At 68.7% G+C, this 15,909-nt stretch carries 19 protein-coding genes; 6 read left to right on the forward strand and 13 right to left on the reverse strand.

The genetic code is table 11. From position 1 onward, the window contains the following. Nucleotides 1-35 precede the first annotated feature (35 nt). From ACVOMH_RS13600 to ACVOMH_RS13610, 3 genes are read right to left on the reverse strand one after another with little or no spacing between them, the layout of a single operon-like run. Complete coding sequence (locus ACVOMH_RS13600; RefSeq protein WP_481552296.1) at nucleotides 36-956, reverse strand: histone deacetylase family protein; 921 nt, start codon at nucleotides 954-956, stop codon at nucleotides 36-38. Nucleotides 957-1,015: 59 nt separating this feature from the next. Then, the gene (locus tag ACVOMH_RS13605) at nucleotides 1,016-1,570 is read right to left on the reverse strand and encodes a cob(I)yrinic acid a,c-diamide adenosyltransferase (RefSeq protein WP_054659133.1); all 555 of its coding nucleotides are present in this window, start codon (nucleotides 1,568-1,570) and stop codon (nucleotides 1,016-1,018) included. A gap of 12 nt (nucleotides 1,571-1,582) precedes the next feature. Continuing rightward, entirely contained in the window at nucleotides 1,583-2,164 is a 582-nt protein-coding gene (locus tag ACVOMH_RS13610) for a hypothetical protein (RefSeq protein ID WP_054659135.1), read from the reverse strand. Nucleotides 2,165-2,281: 117 nt separating this feature from the next. On the opposite strand from ACVOMH_RS13610, the gene ubiH reads away from it, so the two are divergent. Further along, entirely contained in the window at nucleotides 2,282-3,493 is a 1,212-nt protein-coding gene (gene ubiH / locus ACVOMH_RS13615; protein ID WP_481552297.1) for a 2-octaprenyl-6-methoxyphenyl hydroxylase, read from the forward strand. Beyond that, nucleotides 3,490-4,668, forward strand: a complete 1,179-nt coding sequence (locus ACVOMH_RS13620; protein ID WP_481552298.1) for a UbiH/UbiF family hydroxylase — start codon at nucleotides 3,490-3,492, stop codon at nucleotides 4,666-4,668. The genes ubiH and ACVOMH_RS13620 overlap by 4 nt, the downstream gene beginning before the upstream one ends. 133 nt (nucleotides 4,669-4,801) lie before the next feature. On the opposite strand, the gene ACVOMH_RS13625 is transcribed toward ACVOMH_RS13620, so the two are convergent. The 7 genes from ACVOMH_RS13625 to ACVOMH_RS13655 all read right to left on the reverse strand — a co-directional run bounded on the left by ACVOMH_RS13625 (nucleotide 4,802) and on the right by ACVOMH_RS13655 (nucleotide 11,348). Next, nucleotides 4,802-5,197 carry an EF-hand domain-containing protein gene (locus ACVOMH_RS13625; protein WP_481552299.1) on the reverse strand — a complete coding sequence of 132 codons (396 nt, stop codon included), beginning with the start codon at nucleotides 5,195-5,197 and terminating at the stop codon, nucleotides 4,802-4,804. Nucleotides 5,198-5,617: 420 nt separating this feature from the next. Further along, nucleotides 5,618-6,340, reverse strand: coding sequence for a hypothetical protein (locus tag ACVOMH_RS13630; RefSeq protein ID WP_481552300.1), 723 nt, complete (start codon nucleotides 6,338-6,340; stop codon nucleotides 5,618-5,620). Nucleotides 6,341-6,404: 64 nt separating this feature from the next. Next, complete coding sequence (locus tag ACVOMH_RS13635; protein WP_481552313.1) at nucleotides 6,405-7,325, reverse strand: SMP-30/gluconolactonase/LRE family protein; 921 nt, start codon at nucleotides 7,323-7,325, stop codon at nucleotides 6,405-6,407. 103 nt (nucleotides 7,326-7,428) lie between these two features. Further along, nucleotides 7,429-8,481: a 23S rRNA (cytidine(2498)-2'-O)-methyltransferase RlmM gene (gene rlmM, locus ACVOMH_RS13640; RefSeq protein ID WP_481552301.1), complete on the reverse strand. Its 1,053-nt coding sequence runs from the start codon at nucleotides 8,479-8,481 to the stop codon at nucleotides 7,429-7,431. A gap of 71 nt (nucleotides 8,482-8,552) precedes the next feature. After that, a complete protein-coding gene (locus ACVOMH_RS13645; protein ID WP_481552302.1) occupies nucleotides 8,553-9,113 on the reverse strand; it encodes a nucleoside deaminase in 561 nt (186 codons plus the stop codon). Further along, complete coding sequence (locus ACVOMH_RS13650; protein ID WP_481552303.1) at nucleotides 9,113-9,499, reverse strand: hypothetical protein; 387 nt, start codon at nucleotides 9,497-9,499, stop codon at nucleotides 9,113-9,115. The genes ACVOMH_RS13645 and ACVOMH_RS13650 overlap by 1 nt, the downstream gene beginning before the upstream one ends. 91 nt (nucleotides 9,500-9,590) lie before the next feature. Beyond that, entirely contained in the window at nucleotides 9,591-11,348 is a 1,758-nt protein-coding gene (locus ACVOMH_RS13655) for a glutamine--tRNA ligase/YqeY domain fusion protein (protein WP_481552304.1), read from the reverse strand. Nucleotides 11,349-11,448: 100 nt separating this feature from the next. Between ACVOMH_RS13655 and ACVOMH_RS13660 the strand changes: the two genes are divergently transcribed. Genes ACVOMH_RS13660 through ACVOMH_RS13675 form a run of 4 tightly spaced genes read left to right on the forward strand, consistent with a single transcriptional unit; the run spans nucleotide 11,449 to nucleotide 13,143 of the window. Then, entirely contained in the window at nucleotides 11,449-11,691 is a 243-nt protein-coding gene (locus tag ACVOMH_RS13660; RefSeq protein WP_481552305.1) for a hypothetical protein, read from the forward strand. Continuing rightward, nucleotides 11,682-11,948 carry a putative signal transducing protein gene (locus ACVOMH_RS13665; protein WP_481552306.1) on the forward strand — a complete coding sequence of 89 codons (267 nt, stop codon included), beginning with the start codon at nucleotides 11,682-11,684 and terminating at the stop codon, nucleotides 11,946-11,948. The genes ACVOMH_RS13660 and ACVOMH_RS13665 overlap by 10 nt, the downstream gene beginning before the upstream one ends. A gap of 30 nt (nucleotides 11,949-11,978) precedes the next feature. Next, nucleotides 11,979-12,629 carry a peptide-methionine (S)-S-oxide reductase MsrA gene (gene msrA, locus ACVOMH_RS13670; protein WP_481552314.1) on the forward strand — a complete coding sequence of 217 codons (651 nt, stop codon included), beginning with the start codon at nucleotides 11,979-11,981 and terminating at the stop codon, nucleotides 12,627-12,629. A 4-nt stretch (nucleotides 12,630-12,633) separates the two neighbouring features. Beyond that, entirely contained in the window at nucleotides 12,634-13,143 is a 510-nt protein-coding gene (locus ACVOMH_RS13675) for a flavodoxin family protein (protein WP_481552307.1), read from the forward strand. A gap of 93 nt (nucleotides 13,144-13,236) precedes the next feature. On the opposite strand, the gene ACVOMH_RS13680 is transcribed toward ACVOMH_RS13675, so the two are convergent. The 3 genes from ACVOMH_RS13680 to ACVOMH_RS13690 all read right to left on the reverse strand — a co-directional run bounded on the left by ACVOMH_RS13680 (nucleotide 13,237) and on the right by ACVOMH_RS13690 (nucleotide 15,749). After that, entirely contained in the window at nucleotides 13,237-14,202 is a 966-nt protein-coding gene (locus ACVOMH_RS13680) for a transaldolase (protein ID WP_481552308.1), read from the reverse strand. Nucleotides 14,203-14,238: 36 nt separating this feature from the next. After that, entirely contained in the window at nucleotides 14,239-14,664 is a 426-nt protein-coding gene (rnk, locus tag ACVOMH_RS13685; protein WP_054660658.1) for a nucleoside diphosphate kinase regulator, read from the reverse strand. Nucleotides 14,665-14,834: 170 nt separating this feature from the next. Then, nucleotides 14,835-15,749, reverse strand: coding sequence for a LysR substrate-binding domain-containing protein (locus ACVOMH_RS13690; protein ID WP_481552309.1), 915 nt, complete (start codon nucleotides 15,747-15,749; stop codon nucleotides 14,835-14,837). Nucleotides 15,750-15,909 lie beyond the last annotated feature (160 nt).

Here is a 15,909-nt window from a genome sequence, read left to right on the forward strand (position 1 = left end):
GTGTCGCGCAGAGCCGGGCAGGGTTCATGCGTGGGCTAGGGGGCCAGCAGGGCCCCGACATGGGCCACGCTGCATTCGCCCAGGGCCTGCAGGTCGTAGCCGCCCTCCAGCATCGACACCACCCGGCGTCCGCCATGGCGGTTGGCGATGGTGACCAGCTCGGTGGTCAGCCAGGCGAAATCCTCGGTCTCGACCATCAGGTCGGCCTGCGGGTCACCCCGGTGGGCGTCGAAGCCGGCCGAGATGAGCAGCAGCTGCGGGCGGAAGGCGTCGATCTGCGGCAGCATGTCGTCGGCCCAGGTGTTGCGGAAGCGGAAGCTGTCACTGCCCGGCGGCAGCAGGATGTTGCAGATGTTGCCGACTCCGCGTTCGCGCATGTTGCCCGAGTAGGGAAACAGCCCGGACTGGTGGGTGCTGTAGTAGGCCACCTTCGGATCGGCTTCGAAGATGGCCTGGGTGCCATTGCCGTGATGGACGTCGAAATCGACGATGGCGATGCGCTCCAGGCCGTATTTGTCGCGGGCATAGGCAGCGGCGACGGCCACATTGTTGAACAGACAGAAGCCCATCGCGGTATCGGCGGTGGCGTGGTGCCCGGGCGGGCGCACCGCGCAGAAGGCGCGGTTGTGGTCGCGCTCCAGCATCACCGCATCGACCGCGGCCACTCCGGCGCCGGCGGCATGGACGGCCGCGCCCGCCGAGCCGGAAGAGGCGAAGGTGTCCAGGTCGATGCGTCGCAGTGGCGCGGTCTGCACCTGCAGGATGTTGTCGATCAGCTCGCGGCTGTGCACGGCGGACAGCTCGCCCAGTTTGGCGGCCGGCGCCTCGCGCCATTGCAGCTGATGCGGGAATGCGTCCTGCAAGGCGGAGATCACCGCGCGCAGGCGCTCCGGCGACTCGGGGTGGTCGATACCGGGGTTGTGTTCAAGGCAGGCGGGGTGGGTGAATACCAGCATGTCCGCACTGTAACGGTCGACGCCGCGCAATGCGCGGCGTCAGAAGGGTGGGCCGGGAATCAGCCGCGACGGCGCTCGTGATTCCACAGCACTTCGCCATGGCCGTCGGCACGGGCCAGGACACGGGACAGCACGAACAGCAGGTCCGACAGGCGGTTGAGATAGCGCACGGCTTCACCGCGCACCTCCTCCACCCGGGCCAGGGCGACGGTCTCGCGCTCGGCGCGACGGACGATGGTGCGGGCCAGATGGCAGCGTGCCGCGCCTTCGCCGCCGGCCGGCAGGATGAAATCCTTCAGCGCCGGCAGGTCGTCGTTGTAGCGGTCCAGGTGCTGTTCCAGCGCGTCGATGTCGGCGGCATGGATGGCGGCATGGCCGGGAATGCACAGCTCGCCGCCCAGATCGAACAGCTGGTGCTGCACGGTGGTCAGCAGTGACCGGATATCGTCCGGAATCTGCACGGCCAACAGCACGCCGATGGCCGAGTTGGCCTCGTCGACGGTGCCGTACGCGTTGACCCGCAGCGAATCCTTGCCGGTGCGGCTGCCATCGCCCAGACCGGTGCTGCCATCGTCGCCGGTGCGGGTGTAGATCTTGGAAAGACGGTTGCCCATTGTCCGGCGCCCTCAGTGCGCGGCGCGGTTGGCGGCCGGCTGCCTGCCGGCCACCTCCACCAGTGCCTGCACCACGGCAGCGCCGGTGGTGTACAGGGCGGCGGTGCGCAGGTACGGCAGCAGCCAGTCGGTGTAGTTCTTGGCCCAGCCGGCGAAGGTCGGTTCACTGACCGCGGCGCTGATCCAGTAGAAGCTGCCCTGCGCGATCAGGTGGCACAGCGCCACCGAGCCGATCAGGGTGCCGGCCAGCAGGCCCAGCGACTTCCAGCTGGTACCCGCGTAGCCGCGGCGCAGCAGCATGCCGCCGGCCCACATCGCGAAATAGGCCGGAATCAGCATCCAGTACGCGGCCGAGACACAGTAGTGCTGCCAGAAGCTCATGCCTTGGCTGGAAATCACCGCCCAGTCCACGGCCACGGCCAGCGCCATCAGCGCCGGGAACGCCCGGCGGGTCCAGCTGCGCAGGTAGAAGCCGCCGATGAAGAACACCGCCCACGAGGCATCCGGGACCGGTGCGAAATGGTTGATGCGGGTGCCGGCCATCAGCAGCACGAGCAGTGACAGGATGAGGGCGCGTTGGACGTTGGCGGTCATGTCGATGATCGGGTTCCGTTAATCAGACGGCCATTCTAGCCGCTGTGGCGGGAAGCTGCGGTTGCGGCGCCGCATCGGCGCGGCGAACCGCCGGAGCGAACGCTTTATCATTGCGCCATGAGCAATAACCATGACGTAGTGATCGTCGGTGGCGGACTGGTCGGTGCCAGTCTGGCCATCGCACTGGACCGGCTGGGGCTGGATGTGGGCCTGGTCGAGGCCACGCCCGCCGGCGCGCTGCCGGCGGTGTTTGACCAGCGCAACCTCAGCTTTGCCGCGGCCACGGTCAACGCGCTGACCGGGCTGGGGGTGATGCAGCGGCTGGTCAATCCGGGCGGGCCGATCCGTCGCATCCATGTCAGCCGTGCCGGTGATTTCGGCCGGGTGGTGATGCGTGCCCAGGACTACGGCCGCGAGGCGTTCGGCCAGGTGGTGGTGGCCCGCGATTTCGGTGATGCCCTGGAAGCCGGGCTGGGCGCGCTGAAGCAGCTGACCCGCTACCGCCCGGCGAAGTTTGTCGGCCTGGGGGATTGCGCTGACGGCCGCCGCGAGGTGGTGATTGCCGGCGATGCCGGCGAGCAGCGCCTGCGCGCGCGGCTGGTGGTGGGCGCCGATGGCACCCGCAGCGCGGTGCGCAAGGCGCTGGGTATCGAGGTCAGCGAGCACGATTACCGGCAGACCCTGCTGGTGGCGCGGATCCGTGCGGCCAAACCGCCGGATGGCAGCGCCTACGAGCGCTTCACCGATACCGGCCCGACCGCGTTGCTGCCGCGTGGCGACCGCCATTACGGCGTGGTCCATGGCGTGGCGCGCGCGCAGGCCGAGGCGGTGATGGCGCTGGACGAGGCGGCCTGGCTGGCACGGGTGCAGGACGCGATGGGCTGGCGCGCCGGGCGCCTGCTGGAAAGCGGTCCGCGCAGCGCCTATCCGCTGATCCAGGTGCTGGCACAGAGGCTGGTGGGCGAGCGTGCGCTGCTGTTGGGCAACGCGGCGCAGACCATCCACCCGCTGGGTGCGCAGGGCTTCAACCTCGGCCTGCGCGATGCGTTGACGCTGGCCGAGCTGATCGGCGACGGCATGCTGGATCCGGGCAGCGATGCGCTGCTCACGGCCTACGTGCAACGGCGTGCGCCGGACCGTGAACAGACCATGGCCTTTTCCGACGGGTTGGCGCGACTGACCAGCAACGCCACGCCGCTGTTGCGTCCGTTGCGCAGCCTTGGGCTGGTCGCGGCGGCGCAGGCCAGTGCGGTGCAGTCGTTCCTGGTTGGCGGGGCGATGGGATTCCGTGGCCACGTGCCGGAACTGTGCAGGAGCGAAGGGCGATGAGCCGGCGTGGACAATGGGATGCGGTGGTGGTCGGTGGCGGTGTGGTTGGCGCGGCCTGCGCACTGGCGCTGGCCGGTGAGGGCTTGCAGGTGGCGCTGGTGGAAGGCCGCGAGCCGTCGCCGTGGTCGCCGCAGCGGCCGGATCTGCGCGTGTTCGCCTTTGCCGCCGACAACGCCGCGCTGCTGCAGGCGCTGGGGGTGTGGGCACAGATCGAGCGCGCGCAGGTGTGCCCGTACCGGCGCATGTCGGTCTGGGATGCCGCCGGTGGCGGCGATCTCACCTTCGATGCGGACACCCTGGGCCGGCGCGAGCTGGGCTGGATCGTCGAGAACGGATTGCTGGTGGACCGGCTGTGGGCGGCGTTGCCGGCGGCCGGAGTGCAGGTGTATTGCCCGGCACGGGTGGAATCGATGGAGCAGGACGCGCACAGCGTGCGGCTGCGCCTGGACGATGGCCGCCGCGTCGAAGCGGCCATCGCCATTGCCGCCGATGGCGGCGAATCGACTCTGCGCACGCTGGCCGGACTGGAGGTCAGCAGGCACGACTATGGCCAGCGCGGCGTGGTCGGCTACGTCGACAGTGAGCGGCCCAATGAGGCCACCGCCTGGCAGCGCTTCCTGGATACCGGTCCGCTGGCGGTGCTGCCGTATGAAAAGTACCGCAGCTCGATTGTCTGGACCCTGCCCGATGCCGAGGCCGAGCGGGTGCTGGCGCTGGATGATGCCGCGTTCGGGCGCGAACTGACCAACGCCTTCGCCGGACGGCTGGGGCCGATGACACCGGTCTCGCCGCGTGCGGCGTTCCCGCTGCGCCGGCAGCTGGCCAAGGCCTATGTCGCCGGCCGCGTGCTGACCCTGGGCGATGCCGCGCATGTGGTGCATCCGCTGGCCGGGCAGGGCGTGAATCTGGGCCTGCGCGATGTGGCCGGGCTGCGTGATCTGGTGCGTCAGGCCCGGCAGCGCCGGCAGGACTGGAGCACACCGCACCGCCTGCAACGCTGGGCGCGCACCCGTCGCAGCGAGAACACGGTTGCCGCCTACAGTTTCGATGCGATCAACACGCTGTTCTCCAACGACGAGATGCACCTGACCCTGGCGCGCGGCACCGTGCTTGGCCTGGCCGGGCGGCTGCCGCCGCTGCTGTCGATGCTGTGGAAGCGCGCCGCCGGCGTCTAGCCGGCCTTGCGCCTGCCGGGAGCGCAGTCAACAGCCGGCTCCGCCGTTGGATCATCGGCGGCGAAGCCCCTTCCGGCGGGCGGCCCGGACGCCGTCCAACCGAGGATTGGAAGCGCGCGTCGGGGGCGTGGCCTCAGCGCAGCCAGCCGGCCAGCTGGGCGCGGTCCAGACGTCCGCTGCGGCTGCTGTCCAGTGCGTTGAACTCGGCATCCAGGGTGGCATGGGCCTTGGCTTCGGCACGGCTGATGAAGCCGTCGCCATCGGTATCCAGCGCCTCGAAGTCGATGCGGTAGTCGCCGATCACGCTGTCGGGCTGGATCGAGCGGACGATGACCTGTGCCTGGTCCGGGGTGGTGCGCACCTGCACCTGGTGGGTGACCTCGCCGCTGGCCAGGGACTGGCGGCGCACATTGGCCGACGGGTCGGACCGCAGTGGCGCAGTGATTGCCGGGTCCCGCGCAACGTTCTGCGCGTGGGCAGAGCAAAGCGGGGCCAGCAGCAGCGTCAACAGGCAGGAAATCCGGAACATGCACACCTCATCGCGATAGGGGAACGGTGCCCGCGTTCCGCACCTGCGTGATCGGCTCCATCCGGCCGTCCCGCGGCGCCTTGCCCGGGCGGCCGGTGTGGAGGTGTCGAGCGTATCGACCGCGCGCGCGGTCGAGGGTTGCCTTGGCGTCCTCGCGGCGGATGAAGCCACCGTGGTTGCGGTCCAGCGTGGCGAAGTCGCTATGGTAGCCGCCCCTGCGGGAATGCGGGCGGCGCAGGTCCACAGGACCGGTGCGCCATTCCCGGCGCGGGTGATGTTGCCGGCCTGGCGCTGGGGAGCCGCGCAGCGGCAAGTACCCGAGGTGGCCTGTGCATCGCATGACGCCCTGGTGGAGTGGCCGGTGGGGCCCATCTGCGGCAGGCAACGGCCCCTGCACTGCAAAAAAGGCGGTGCCGCGTTTCAGCCCGGAATGAACGGGAATACCAGTTTCAGCAGGCCTTTCAGACCGCCCTCGGCGGTGCTGGCGATGGCCTTGGCACCGAGACTGTTGAGCGCGCGGCGGACATCGTCCCAGCGCAGCTGGGTGATGTCCTTCTTCAGCAGTTCGGCCACTTCCTCGGCGGTTGGCGCGAGTTTTTCCAGCGCCGCGAGGGTGGCCTGCGGATCGGGCTGCAGGTAGTTCCAGCGTTCGGCGATCTTCAGCAGCGTGTCAAAACGCACCGCGACCACCTCGCGGTTGCGTTCGTACACCGGAATGGCGCCGACCTCGAGGATGGCCTGCTCGAAGCGCTGCGCATCGTCGGGATGTTCGATGCGGATGGCCAGAAAGCCCTCCTTGCGGCTGCGCTCGGTGACATGCCGGGTGCCGGCGCGCAGATTCTCTTCGGTCAGCACCGTGGCGACGATGCGCTGCAATGCGGCGTCGCCTTCCTCGGGCACCAGCGCCCGCCAGCGCGCGTAGCCGTCGCGCCGCAGTCCTTTGACCTTGGCCGGGGTGACCCGCAAGCGCAGCGCCACGGTGGCGTTGGAGTCGCTGCGGGCGATCGCGCCATCGCGTTCGAGCAGGATGAAGATCAGCAGTTCCAGATCGCGTTTGGTCAGCGACTGGAAGCCCTGCAGCAGCGTCAGCCGCAGGAATTCGGTGCCGAAAGCGGCCGGGTCGTTCAGTTCGATCGCATGCATTGGTTCTCTCCCATGGCCGGCAGCATGCCCGATCGCCGTTGCGCAGGCTGAGACGGCGCCGCGTTCAGCGATGGGGGGCCGGCTGCTGTCCGTGTTCACGCCCGGGCTGGTCGGCCTGAAAGGTTTCCACCGCACCGCGATCCTGCAGCGTGACGAACACCTGGCGGCCATCGGCGCCGCCGAAGGCCACGTTGCTGGGCTTGCGACCGGTCAGTGGCACTTCGCGCAGCAGCGCGCCCTCGGGCGAGACCACCGCCACCACCCCGGCGTCATAGCGGGCGATATACAGGTTGCCGGCGGCATCGCAGCGCATGCCGTCCAGGCCGTGATCGTCGAAGCGGATCAGCAGGCGCTTGTTGGAGAGCGCACCGGCCGCATCCCGGTCATAGACCCAGACATTGCGCTGCACGCTTTCGTTGACGTACAGGCGGCGGCCGTCGGGGCTGACTTCCACCCCGTTGGTGGTGCCCATGCCGGCCTCGAGCAGCTGCACGCGGCCGTCGCGGTCGATCCGCCACAGCTGGCCGTTGTCGACCTTCGTCCAGTCCGGATCGCTGGCGTAGAGCGTGCCGTCCGGCGCCACGGCGAGATCGTTGGGCTGGTGGGCGGCGGGCAGGTGGGCGAACACGCGCACCGCGCGGCTGGCCGGATCGATCGCCAGAATGTTGTGGCGCGGGTAGTCGGCCACGTACAGCGTGCCGTCGGCGCCGAAGCGGAGGCCGTTACCGACACTGCCGTCGGGCAATTCGACGAACAGTTCGGCGTTGCCCTGTGCATCGACACGGCCGATGGTGCCGTCGCGGCCGAAATTGACCACGTACAGCGCGCCATCAGGGCCGGTCGCCGGGCCTTCGATACCGGCGGTGAAAACGCCCTCGGCGACGTGGTCGCGGGCCACGAATGCCGGTGTGGCCGCCAGAGCGCAGGCGCTCAGGCTGAAGGTGAGCAGGGCGGCGGCGGGGCGAAACAGGGCGATGCGGGAAATGGCGGCGACCTCCTCAGAACAGGAGGCCGAGTGTGCCAGAGGCGTGAGGCGCTGCCGAACGCGGTTACGCCGGCAACCGTGCGCGCCCACGCCAGTGGCCGGCTCAGCGCCGCGACGCGGGGGTGGCGAACACCGTGATCTCTTCGCGGTCGTGATAGAGCTGCTTGGCGCGAATCGTCAGCGGCCTGCCGGCCTGGTCGGCGAACAGGTCCAGGCACAGCTGGGTCTCGTCCCAGCGCTTTTTCATCGGCAGCTTGAGATTGAAGATGGCGTGCCTGCACCAGCCCTCGCGGAACCAGGTGGCCATGCGTTCGGCCACTTTGCGCGGCTGTTCGACCATGTCGCAGACCATCCAGTCCAGCGGGGTTTCCGGCTTCCAGTGGAAGCCGTCGGCGCGCAGGTGTTCGACCAGGCCGGTGTCGAGCACGTGCTGGCGCAGCGGGCCATTGTCGATGCTGGTCACCTTCAGGTGCTGACGGGTCAGCACCCAGGTCCAGCCGCCGGGGGCGGCACCCAGATCGGCCGCGCGCATGCCGGGTTTGACCAGCGCTTCGCGCTCTTCCGGGGTGAGCAGGGTCAGCAGGGCCTCGTCCAGCTTCAGTGCCGAACGCGAGGGCGCATCGGGCAGCAGTTTCAGGCGCGGAATGCCCAGCGGCCACGGCGCGCTGTCGTGGGTATCGGCGACGGTGACGAAGGCGTGGGTGCCGTCGACGAACACGATGTGCAGGCGCGGCAGCTTGCCGTTGGGCTTGTCGGTGAGCAGGCCGGCCTTGCGCAGCGCCGGGCGCAGCGCATTGCCGAAGCTGCGGGCCAAGCCGGCCAGCGGTTTGCCGGCGTCCGAATCGGGATGTTCCACCCACAGGTCGCCAAAGCGCGGCTGGCCGTCCAGCGCGGCGATGATCGGGGTGATGCGGTCGGCCGGGTCCAGCTGTGGCAGTTCGGCCAGCACCCGCAGTTTCTGCCGGGCGAAGATCAGCTCGCGCCAGGCCAGGCGCTGGTCCAGCGCTTCGGCGTCGTCGGTGACGAACACCACATAGCCGTCGTTGCGCTGGGTGCGCGCGTAACCGGCAATGCCGGCCAATCCCGCGCGCTGGGTGAGTTCTCCGGCCAGTTCCGGTTCAAAGCCCTGACGGCAATAGCACAGCAGGCCGGTCATTGTGATTCCTTGGGGATGCGGGGGTGGGGGTTGCCGGCGCGGCAGAGGGCGGCGCCGGCAGGAGGGCGTGCTCAGTAATGCGCGCCGTTGCTCAGGCCATAGCGGTGCAGCACCGCGCGGGCGGCCTCGCGGTTGAGGCCCTGCACGACTTCGATGCCGCGCCTGTTCAGTTCGCCCACCCAGTCGGCCGGCAGCGGGCCTTCATCGAACGCGGTCAGCTCCTCGACATCGGTCGAGTTGGCGCCGATCAGCAGGCGGTCGATGCCGGCCCACACGGTGGCGCCGTAGCACTGGCAGCACGGCTGCGAGGAGGTGGCCAGGGTGACCGGCGACAGCACCGCGTTCAGGCGCGGGGTCTGCAGGCGCTGCTGGGCCAGCATGTAGGCCATGTTCTCGGCGTGGGCCAGCGAGGTGCTGTGCGGCACCACGCGGTTCACCGCGGCGGAGATGATGCGGTCATCTGGACCGAACACCGCCGCGCCGAACGGGCCGCCGGTTTCCGCCTCCACGTTCAGACGCGACAGCTCGATCGCCAGGGCGACCTTGGCTTCGTCGCCGGGATAGGCGCGCTCGCTGTCGATGGCTTCGTGGATCCAGGCGGGAAGGGTGAGGTGGACTTGCGCGTACAGCATCAGTGGTCGGTTTCCGGGTTGGTCGTGAGCGGGCGGCGCAGTGCATCGGCCGGGGCCGGATTGCTCCGGCATTGGCCCTGGATGCAGCGGCAGCCCTGGATTTCGGTGAAGCCACACACGCCCATCATGCCCTGTGTCTGACAGCGCGCCTGAACCCCGGCCGGATCGACCGGGCTGGCGACATTGACGCAGGCCGGATACGCGCCGCAGCAGTTGCCGACATTCTTGACCGTGCAATCGGCGTCACCGCGGCAGCTGCGGTCGATAACCACGGCAGGCGGTGACGAGGCCTGGGGACGGGCCGGGAGGGTTTGGGTGGTGGCCGGGGCGCTGCAGGCGGCGAGCGCCCACAGCAGCAGAATGAGCAGGACGGGCAGACGGACCATGGCGGCTTCCTGTTCCAGGACGGGGCCATGGTAGCCCCGTCGCGGCATAGGAAGCGGTCGCCGCGTCAGGGCGGTGACCGGTCCATGCAACTCAGCCGGCGGTCCAGGTGTCGCGCAGGGTCACGCTGCGGTTGAACACCGGCTTGGCCGCGGTGTGGTCGTGGCGGTCGGCGACGAAGTAGCCGGTGCGCTCGAACTGGAACGACTGCTCCGGTGCGGCGCCGGCCGCGGCCGGCTCGAGGTAACCGGTGACGACTTTGCGCGATTCCGGATTCAGGTAGTCGCGGTAGGTCTTGCCTTCGGATTCGTCATCCGGGTTCTCCACCGAGAACAGGCGGTCGTACAGGCGGATTTCCGCTTCCACCGCGTGCTGCGCGCTGACCCAGTGGATGGTGCCCTTGACCTTGCGGTTGGCGCCTTCCATGCCCGGACGCGATTCCGGGTCCAGCCAGCCACGCAGCTCGACCACGTTGCCGTCGGCGTCCTTGATGACCTCATCGACGCGGGCGATACCGGCGCCACGCAGGCGGATCTCGCCGCCCGGTACCAGCCGCTTCCAGCCCTTGGGCGGGACTTCGGCAAAGTCCTCGCGCTCGATCCACAGCTCGCGGCCGAACGGCATCTCGCGGGTACCGAAACTCTCGTCCTTGGGATGGTTGCTGAAGGTCAGCGTTTCGGCGTGGCCCTCGGGCAGATTGGTCAGCACCAGCTTGAGCGGGTCGATCACCGCCATGCGGCGCGGCGCGGCGCTGTCGAGCACCTCGCGCAGGGCGCCCTCGAGCACGCTGAAATCGATCAGCGAGTTCTGCTTGGAGATGCCCACGCGCTCGGCGAACAGGCGCATCGCCGCCGGGGTGTAGCCGCGGCGACGCAGGCCCTGCAGGGTCGGCATGCGCGGGTCGTCCCAGCCATCGACCAGGTTCTCGGTGACCAGCGCCATCAGCTTGCGCTTGCTCATCACCGTGTAGTTGATGTTCAGGCGCGAGAACTCGATCTGACGCGGCTTGGCCGCTTCGCGCGGCAGGCCCTTGTCCACCAGCGGCTGGGTCAGCGCGTCGTCATGGGCGAAGTCGACATTGTCCACGCACCAGTCGTACAGCGGGCGGTGGTCTTCGAATTCCAGCGTGCACAGCGAGTGGGTGATGCCTTCCAGCGCGTCGCCCAGGGCGTGCGCGTAGTCGTACATCGGGTAGATCGGCCACGCGTTGCCGGTGTTCTGGTGCTCGACGTGCTTGATCCGGTAGATCGCCGGGTCGCGCAGGTTGATGTTGCCGCTGGCCATGTCGATCTTGGCACGCAGGGTGCGGGTGCCATCGGGAAACTCGCCGGCGCGCATGCGCCGGAACAGGTCCAGGTTTTCCTCGACGCTGCGCTCGCGGTAGGGCGAGTTGCGGCCCGGTTCGGTCAGGTTGCCGCGGTAGGCGCGCACTTCCTCGGCCGACAGGTCACACACGAACGCCTTGCCGTCGCGGATCAGTTTCTCGGCGGCCAGGTAATAGGCCTCGAAGTAATCGGAGGCATGGCGCAGCTCGTTCCATTCAAAGCCCAGCCAGCGCACGTCGTCCTGGATCGCGGCCACGTATTCGGGGTCTTCGCGGGCCGGATTGGTGTCGTCAAAGCGCAGGTTGCACACCCCGGAGAACTCGCCGGCGATACCGAAGTTCAGGCAGATCGACTTGGCATGGCCGATGTGCAGGTAGCCGTTGGGCTCGGGCGGGAAGCGGGTCTTGATCGCGGTGTGCTTGCCGCTGGCCAGGTCCTCGCGGACGATCTGGCGGATGAAGTCCCGCTTTTCGGCAGGAGCGTTCTCCGGCGTGGCGTCGGCGGTGGGATGCAGGTTCTCGGACATGGAGGCACAGCGGTTTTGGGAGACGGCAAGTTTAGCCGAGCCGGCCGCCGCCTGCCGCGGGAAGGCCTATGCTGGAGCTTCCCGCCACCACGGAAAGTCCATGGATCGCTCCCTGCTGGTGATTGGCAGCAAGCACCGCGCGACCCGGTCGCTGCGGTTGCGATATGCCGGCGGGGCGGGCGGTGCGTTCGGGTTTGGCGGGTTGGGCATCGTCGATGCGGTGTTCACCCCGGTCGGGGCGCCCTTTGACGGCTGCGGGGGCGCCGCGTGCGGCCGGGGAAACCGGACGGCTGGTGGCCACCGCTGCGCCGGCCACGTGGAACGGAGAGGACGATGCAACTGATCTACCAGACCAACAACCTGTTCGACGCGCATCTGGTCAAGCATGCACTGGAGGATGTGGGGATTCCGGCGTTCGTGTTCGGCGAATCGCTGCTGGGCGCTGGCGGCGAGCTGCCGCTGTTTGGCGTGCTGCGCGTGTGTGTGCCCGATTCGGCCCGGCCCGAGGCCGCGGCGATCGTCAGCGCGCTGGGCTTGGACGAAGGTCCTGCTGACCCCATTGGTGATAACGATGAAGCGCCGGGATTCCTCCCGGCCTGAGGAGTGGACATGTTGGGAATCGGCCAGGGGTTGTTGGGGATCGGCGCGTTCAAACAGCGGCTGCCGCGTCCGGAAGAGGCACTGCCGGGGCGTGATGCGCCGCTGCCGCTGCACAACGTGCATTTCGTCAACGGCCAGCCGTTGCAGGCCGACTTCAGCGGTCTGGACGTGCTGGACCTGGGCCTGGGCTGTTTCTGGGGCGCCGAGCGCAAGTTCTGGCAGCTGCCGGGCGTGGTCACCACCGCGGCCGGGTACCAGGGCGGCGTCACTCCGAATCCGACCTACGAGGAGGTCTGCTCCGGGCTGACCGGGCACACCGAGGTGGTGCGGGTGGTGTTCGATCCGGCGCAGGTGTCGCTGGAGAAGGTGCTGCGCACGTTCTGGGAGAACCACGACCCCACCCAGGGCATGCGCCAGGGCAACGATACCGGCACCCAGTACCGCTCGGCGATCTACTGCCACAGCCAGGTGCAGCTCGAACTGGCGCTGGCCAGCCGCGATTCCTACCAGCAGCAGCTGGACGCGGCCGGCTATGGCCCGATCACCACCGAGATCGCGTTCCCGGCGCCGCCGTTCTACTACGCCGAGGACTACCACCAGCAGTATCTGGCCAAGAATCCGGGCGGCTATTGCGGCATCGGCGGTACCGGCGTGAGCTGCCCGCTCGGGCTGGGCCTGTGAGCTGATGGGCGCGGCGCCGCGCCAGCTGCTGGTGGTGTGGCATTCCTTCACCGGGGCCACGCAGGCGATGGTGGAAGCGGTGGCCGCCGGCGCGCACGAGGCGGCCGGGGATGCGTTACAGGTGCGTTCCTTGCGCGCGGCCGAGGCCGGCGCTGAGGATGTGCTGAGCGCCGATGCGGTGCTGTTTGCCACGCCCGAGACGCTGGCCTCGATGAGCGGGGCGATGAAGGATTTCTTCGATCGCAGCTATTACCCGCTGCTGGGCCGCTGCGACGGCAAGCCGTATGCGCTGCTGGTCTGCGCCGGTTCCGACGGCTATCCGACCATCGCCCAGCTGCGCCGTATCGCGCTGGGATTGCGCTTGCGCGAAGTGGCCGAACCGCTGCGGGTATGCACACAGGCGCAGACCGCCGAGGCGATCAACGCGGCCAAGACGCTGCCTGCAGAGCAGCTGGCGCGGGGCCATGAACTGGGCGCGCTGCTGGGAGCCGGGCTGGAACTGGGAATTTTCTAGCGGGCAAACAAAAAGCGATGTGTGCTGCGCGCGGACCTGTCAGCCAGGTCGCCGCAACCCACACCGCTCCTTGATGCAGCGTGTTGCCTGGACTCAGCGGGCCAGTTCGTCGGCGATGCGCTGGCGCAGCGTCTGCAGATCTTTCGCAAACGCATCAATACCGGTGGCCAGCTTTTCGGTGGCCATCGGATCGGCGGCCAGATCGGCGTCGAACCGGGCCTGGTCGATCGCGGCGGCATTCACCGCTTCCGCAGCACCAGCAACCAGCTTGCGCGGCAGCTCGCCGAAATCGGCATCCAGCGTTTCCAGCAGATCCGGGGAAATGGTCAGGCGGTCGCAACCGGCCAGCGCCTCGATCTGTGCGGTGGAGCGGAACGAGGCGCCCATCACCACGGTCGGCGAGCCGCGGCGCTTGAACTCGGCGTAGACGCCGCGCACGAACTTCACCCCCGGGTCCTCGTCGATGCTGGCTGGGGTCTGGCCGTTGGCCACATACCAGTCCAGGATGCGGCCGACGAACGGTGAAATCAGGAACGCACCGGCTTCGGCACAGGCCAGCGCCTGGGTCGGGTTGAAGATCAGGGTCAGGTTGCAGTCGATGCCTTCGGCCTGCAGCACGCGCGCGGCTTCCACCCCGGCCCAGGTCGCGGCGATCTTGATCAGCACCTTGCTGCGCGGCACGCCGGCCGCCTCGTACATTGCGATGAACTCGCGCGCCTTGGCAATCGTCGCTTCGGTGTTGTGCGCCTGGTCGGCATCGACCTCGGTGGAGACGCGGCCCGGGACCAGCTCGGCCAGCATCGTGCCCACGCCCACGGTCAGGCGGTCGACCACGGCCTTGGCCACGTCTTGCACGTCACCGGACTGAGCTCGGCCCCACTGCAATTCGCGCTCGATCAGGCCGGCGTAGACCGGCAGGTCGAGGGCTTTCCTCACCAGCGTGGGGTTGGTGGTGCAGTCCACCGGCTGCAGGCGTTTGATCGCCTCGTAATCACCGGTATCGGCGACGACGACGGACAGTTCGCGCAGCTGGGCGAGTTTGGAGGGGGCCTGGGTCATTGCATGTTCCTGTACAGCGGTGCCGGCGCGGGGCGCTCAGCGGTGGATGTCGCCAGCGGCTTCGGGCTGGTAGTGGACGGCGGTCACGCGCAGACGCAGCTGGCGGCCACCCGGGGCGGTCCAGTCGATGGTCTGGCCAATGGCCAGGCCCAGCAGGGCGCTGCCGACCGGTGCCAGCACCGACACGCGGCCCTTGTCGAAATCCGCTTCGTGCGGATAGACCAGGGTCAGGGAATGGGTTTCATTGTTCAGCTCGTCTTCGCAGTCGACGCGCGAATGCATGGTGACGATGCCTTCGGGAATTTCTTCCGGCGGCAGTACCTGGGCGCGCTCCAGCTCCTGGGACAGGGCGATGGCGGCCGGGTGCCGGCTCAGGGCCGGGGAATCGAGCAGGGCCTCGAGGCGGGCCATGTCACGGACGGAAACGATGATCGACGGCGGCAGACCGCTGTGGCTGGTCATGGGATATTCCTTATCTGGTGAAAAAACAAGCAAAAGGCGACGTCTTGTCGACGCCGCCCGGGCACTATTGTGCTGGTATCGGGGGCCAGAAAGCGACCCTGCAACGATCATGGGGCCGCTCAGGCCCGGATGCAATGCAGGCCGGGTCGCGATTCAGTCTGGACGCCTGTTCAGTCAGGGTCGGCGCACAGCAGTCCGGCCGGCAATTGTTTGAACACCGCGGCCAGTTTCTGCAGGAACGCGGCCATGGCCGAGCTGCGGCGCCAGACCATGGCGATGCGGCGGTTGGGCAGCGGCGTGCCGTCGAAGGGGACCAGCCGGATGTTGGGTGAGCGGGCCACCGGCGGCTTCACCGCCAGCATCGGCAGCAGGGTCACGCCGACATTGGCCGCGACCATCTGTCGCAGGGTTTCCAGGCTGGTGGCCTGGAATTCGGATTTTTCCAGCGCGCCGGCCAGATGGCAGACATCCAGTGCCTGGTCGCGCAGGCAGTGACCGTCCTGCAGCAGCAGCAGGCGCTGTTCGGCCAGATCATCCAGGCGCAGCGAGGTGCGGGCGGCCAGCGGATGGCCTTCGGGGGCGGCCAGCACGAACGGTTCCTCGAACAGGAACTCGGTGTGCAGCTGCTCGTCGTTGACCGGCAGCGCCAGCAGCGCCGCGTCGAGCTGGCCGTTGCGCAGCTGCGCCAGCAGCACGTCGCTCTTTTCCTCCACCAGCAGCAGCTCCAGCTGCGGGAAGCGTTCGCGGATGCCGGGAATCACATGCGGCAGCAGGTACGGGCCCAGCGTGGGGAAGATGCCCAGCCGCACGGTGCCGGCTTCCGGGTCGCGCGAACGGCGGGCGGCTTCCTTCATCTGCTCGACCTCGGCCACGATGCTGCGCGCCCGCATCGCCGCCTCGCGCCCGGCCGGCGTCAGCATCACCTTGCGCGGCGCCCGTTCGACCAGCGACACGCCCAGTTCCTCCTCCAGTTTCCGGATCTGGGTGGACAGGGTGGGCTGGCTGACAAAACACGCCGCCGCGGCGCGGCCGAAGTGCTTGTGCTCGGCCAGCGCCACCAGATACTTGAGGTCACGCAGGTTCACAGTGGACTCCGTTCACGTGGGCGCCGGGTGCCGGCGCCGACAGAGCGACGCCCCCCCCGGGGGGGCGCCGGCGGGGGTATGGGGCTTAGAAACCCCCCGAAGGCCCCCCCCGCCGCCGTGAAGAACGGCCGGGAGCGCGATCAGAAACCCCCCCACCACA

This window comes from Stenotrophomonas sp. STEN013 (assembly GCF_056760355.1).